General features: G+C 73.1%; 4 protein-coding genes. All 4 read left to right on the top strand.

The window, feature by feature from the left end:
* A partial coding sequence (locus tag ACWIF2_RS40100) for a 2Fe-2S iron-sulfur cluster-binding protein (RefSeq protein WP_454366570.1) occupies window positions 1-336 on the top strand: 336 nt, incomplete at its 5' end.
* A complete protein-coding gene (locus ACWIF2_RS40095) occupies window positions 333-2,642 on the top strand; it encodes a xanthine dehydrogenase family protein molybdopterin-binding subunit (RefSeq protein ID WP_454366568.1) in 2,310 nt (769 codons plus the stop codon). The genes ACWIF2_RS40100 and ACWIF2_RS40095, both read left to right, overlap by 4 nt.
* A 93-nt stretch (window positions 2,643-2,735) precedes the next feature.
* Window positions 2,736-2,954, top strand: coding sequence for a hypothetical protein (locus ACWIF2_RS40090; RefSeq protein WP_454366566.1), 219 nt, complete (start codon window positions 2,736-2,738; stop codon window positions 2,952-2,954).
* Window positions 2,951-4,117, top strand: coding sequence for an SUKH-4 family immunity protein (locus tag ACWIF2_RS40085; RefSeq protein WP_454366565.1), 1,167 nt, complete (start codon window positions 2,951-2,953; stop codon window positions 4,115-4,117). Before ACWIF2_RS40090 ends, ACWIF2_RS40085 begins: the two co-directional genes overlap by 4 nt.
* Window positions 4,118-4,359: the final 242 nt, after the last annotated feature.

Below are 4,359 nucleotides of genomic sequence, written 5' to 3'. Positions count from 1 at the left end.
ATGACGGTGCACGACCTCCTGGAGGGCAACCCGGCGCCCACCGAGCTGGAGACCCGCCAGGCGCTCTGCGGCAACCTGTGCCGCTGCTCCGGCTACCGGGGTGTGGTCGACGCCGTGAAGGAAGTCGTCGCCGAACGCGAGACACACGCCGCGCCCGCCGCGGGCGACACCGACGAGGCCCGTATCCCGCGCCAGGCGGGCCCTGGCGCCGGCGGCGTCCACCCGTCGGCCTTCGGATCGCCCCCGGAGGCGCACGCCCAGGACGAGCGTTCCCCGGACCCGCATTCCCCTGACGCGCACGACCAGCCCTACGGCCAGGACGGAGGCCCCGCGTGAGCAACGAAGCAGCCACCGCGCAGGCCGCGGAGGCCGCCCCCGCCCCCGAAGCACCGCCGCACGGCCTCGGCGTGTCCCTCCCGGCCGCGGACGCCCGCGCCAAGACGGAGGGCACCTTCCCCTACGCCGCCGACCTGTGGGCCGAGGGACTGCTGTGGGCGGCCGTGCTGCGCTCACCGCACCCGCACGCGCGCATCGTGTCGATCGACACCTCCCACGCGCGCGAGATGCCCGGCGTACGCGCCGTCGTCACCCACGAGGACATCCCCGGCAGCCCGTTCCACGGCCGCGGCACGGCCGACCGCCCGGTCTTCGCCTCCGAGGTCGTACGCCACCACGGCGAGCCCATCGCCGCCGTCGCCGCCGACCACCCGGACACCGCGCGCATGGCCGCCGCCGCGGTCATCGTCGAGTACGAGGTGCTCGACCCGGTGACCGACCCGGAGCAGGCCTTCGAGGCCGAGCCCCTGCACCCCGACGGCAACCTGATCCGGCACATCCCGTTGCACCACGGCGACCCGGACGCGGCCGGCGAGATCGTCGTCGAGGGCCTGTACCGCATCGGCCGCCAGGACCCCGCGCCCATCGGCGCCGAGGCGGGCCTGGCCGTACCGCGCCCGGACGGCGGCGTGGAGCTGTACCTCGCCTCCACCGACCCGCACGCCGACCGCGACGCGGCCGCCGCCGCCTTCGGCCTGGAGCCCGAGCGCGTCAAGGTCGTCGTCACCGGCGTCCCCGGCGCCACGGCCGACCGCGAGGACCAGGGCTTCCAGCTCCCGCTGGGCCTGCTGGCGCTGCGGACCGGCTGCCCGGTGAAGCTCACGGCCACGCGCGAGGAGTCGTTCCTCGGCCACGCCCACCGCCACCCCACCCTCCTGCGCTACCGCCACCACGCCGACGCCGAGGGCACACTCGTCAAGGTCGAGGCGCAGATCCTGCTCGACGCGGGCGCCTACGCCGACAGCTCCGCCGAGGCCCTCGCCGCCGCGGTCGGCTTCGCCTGCGGCCCGTACGTCGTCCCGAACGCCTTCATCGAGGGCTGGGCCGTACGCACCAACAACCCCCCGTCGGGCCACGTACGCGGCGAAGGGGCCATGCAGGTCTGCGCCGCCTACGAGGCGCAGATGGACAAGATCGCCAAGAGGCTCGGCATCGACCCGGCCGAGGTGCGGCTGCGCAACGCCATGGCCACCGGCGACGTGCTCCCGACCGGCCAGACGGTGACGTGCCCGGCCCCGGTCGCCGAACTGCTCCAGGCCGTACGGGACTTCCCGCTGCCGCCGCTGCCCAAGGACACCCCCGAGGACGAGTGGCTGCTGCCCGGCGGCCCCGAGGGCGCGGGCGAACCGGGCGCGGTGCGCCGGGGCGTGGGCTACGGCGTGGGCATGGTGCACATGCTCGGCGCGGAGGGCGCGGACGAGGTCTCCACGGCGACCGTCAAGGTCCACGACGGTGTCGCGACGGTCCTGTGCGCGGCGGTCGAGACCGGCCAGGGCTTCACGACCCTGGCCCGGCAGATCGTCCAGGAGACGCTCGGCGTCGACGAGGTGCACGTGGCGCCGGTCGACACCGACCAGCCCACGGCGGGCGCGGCCTGCCACGGCCGGCACACCTGGGTGTCGGGCGGTGCGGTGGAGCGCGCGGCCAAGATGGTCCGTACGCAGCTCCTCCAGCCGCTCGCCCACAAGTTCGGCATGTCCACGGAGCTGCTCCAGATCAACGACGGCAAGATCACGTCGTACGACGGAGTCCTCTCGACGACCGTCACCGAGGCGCTGGACGGCAAGGAACTCTGGGCCACCGCCCAGTGCCGCCCGCACCCGACCGAGCCGCTGAACGAGGCCGGGCAGGGCGACGCCTTCGTGGGCATGTCCTTCTGCGCGATCCGCGCGGTGGTGGACGTCGACATCGAGATCGGTTCCGTACGGGTCGTGGAACTGGCCGTCGCCCAGGACGTGGGGCGGATCCTGAACCCGGCCCAGCTGGCCGCCCGCATCGAGGCGGGCGTGACGCAGGGCGTGGGCATCGCGCTGACCGAGAACCTGCGCACCCCGCGCGGCCTGATCCGCCACCCGGACCTGACCGGTTACGCCCTCCCCACGGCCCTCGACGCGCCGGACATCCGCATCGTCCGGCTGGTCGAGGAGCGGGACGTGGTCGCCCCCTTCGGCGCGAAGGCGGTCAGCGCGGTGCCGGTGGTGACGTCCCCGGCGGCCGTCGCGTCCGCCGTACGGGCCGCCACGGGCCGCCCCGTGAACCGGCTGCCGATCCGCCCGCAGGCCGCGGTGGTCACGGAGCGGTCCTGACGGCCGTGCCGTCCCTGCAGGGAACGGTTCACTCTCGTGGGGGCGATTCCGGCGGGAACGGAACGCGCGAGGGGTGTTTGAGCGTCTGGTGAGGTGGACGCGCAGCCGCTCGACATGAACTCGCTGGACGTGAATTCGCTCGACCTGAATTCGCTGGACGTGAAGTCGCTGGGCGCGCGTCGCTGTTCCGGGGCGTTGTCAGTGGTGGGGCGTAGTGTTCTGGGCAGTGGGGGACGGCTGCCGGGCCTGGCCGGGCGGTCTGCCGTGCTCCGCCAGGGGACGCTGAGCAAGCACATGCGGGGGAGCCCATGAGTACGACCGACGCCGGTTCCGCGGTGATCACCCTGACCGAGTCCGAGCTGGACCCGTGGGTGACGCACGCGTCGACGCGCCACTGGCTGACCGGCCCCGGACTGCCGTCCGGGAACGGCGTGATGAGCTTCGCCGAGCTGCGCCGGCAGGGCCTGCGCACGGTGGCGGACTCGACAGGCGACCCGGCGGACCGGCTGTCGGCGGAGCTGCGCGAGCAGCTGGTGATAGGCGGACTGCTGGGGCCCGGAGGCCTGGAGACGGAATCGGTCCTCCTGGACGGTGCGACGGGCGAGATCTCGACGACGCCCTTCCTGCACGACCGCCCCGACCTCATGGACCGCCGCCCCCTGGCCCCCTCGCTGCGGACGCTGGTCCGCTTCGCGGAAGCCACGGACGAACTCGCGGGCCTGCGCGGCCAGTTCGCCTCCTACGCGGGTCGCTACGGCCCCAAGGCGGTCGCACAGGCGTCCCAGCACCTCCTGGCGGTGTTCCGGGACGGCACGGACGGCGAACCGGCCCCCTTCTGGAAGATGGCGGCCCTCATCCGTCCCCTGTCCCTGGTCGCGGGCCGCGGCGGCACGTCCGGCCTCTCCCTGGACCTCCCACACCGCTTGCTGGACCAGGAGTTCGGCCCCGGCAAGGTGGTCCGCTTCGAGGACGTCGACTTCCCCGCGACACTCACCCACGAGCCGACCCGCCGGTTCCTCCGCGAGGCCGGCCTGCCCGAGGACGCCCATGTCTTCTCCCTGGACACGGACGTACCACTGGCGACACTGGCCGAGTACTACGCCGACGCGGACACCCCGACGCAACTCCCTCCCCGCGCCCACCACTTGATACGCCTCGGCTGCCTGGTCGACGACAACAGCCTGGTCGTCGACGGCGAGACGGGCGCGGTCCTGAACTGGAGCGAACCCGAGGCGACCCTGTACCCGCTGAACACGGACGTCTCCACGCTCGCCTTCACCCTCTGGCTCCTCCACCGGGAACGCGCCATCGACTCCCAGTCGGACCACGAGTTGACGACCGACACGTACGACCAGCTGGCCATGACGATGCTCCAGGTCCTCTCGGCGGTCGACCCCACGGGGGTCACGGCCGGGAGGTCGGGCCGGCATTACTGGACGGACGTTTTCCGGGACGAGGCGGGCGGGGTTCTGTAGGGGGCTGTGAGCTACTGCCGGATAACAGCACACGAGTGAGTTCTGGTGCGCACGAGTGAGGATCCGGCTGTTCGTGGCGGGGTCTCGCACTGGGGAACTGGAGTTCCTGTTCCGAACGGGTGACCTTTCTGGGTGGTGGTCGTTGGGTGTGACGGCGGCTGTTCTCGGTGCCTTGAGGGGAGGGTGTTGGCGGTGGGTGGACTGCGGGAGGTGGCGGCGCCGTTCGTCGCGCTCGGCCCGTC

This window comes from Streptomyces sp. NPDC055506, assembly GCF_053643595.1.
The sequence above is the reverse complement of the archived record's forward strand: the minus strand, read 5'-3'. Positions and strand labels throughout refer to the sequence as shown.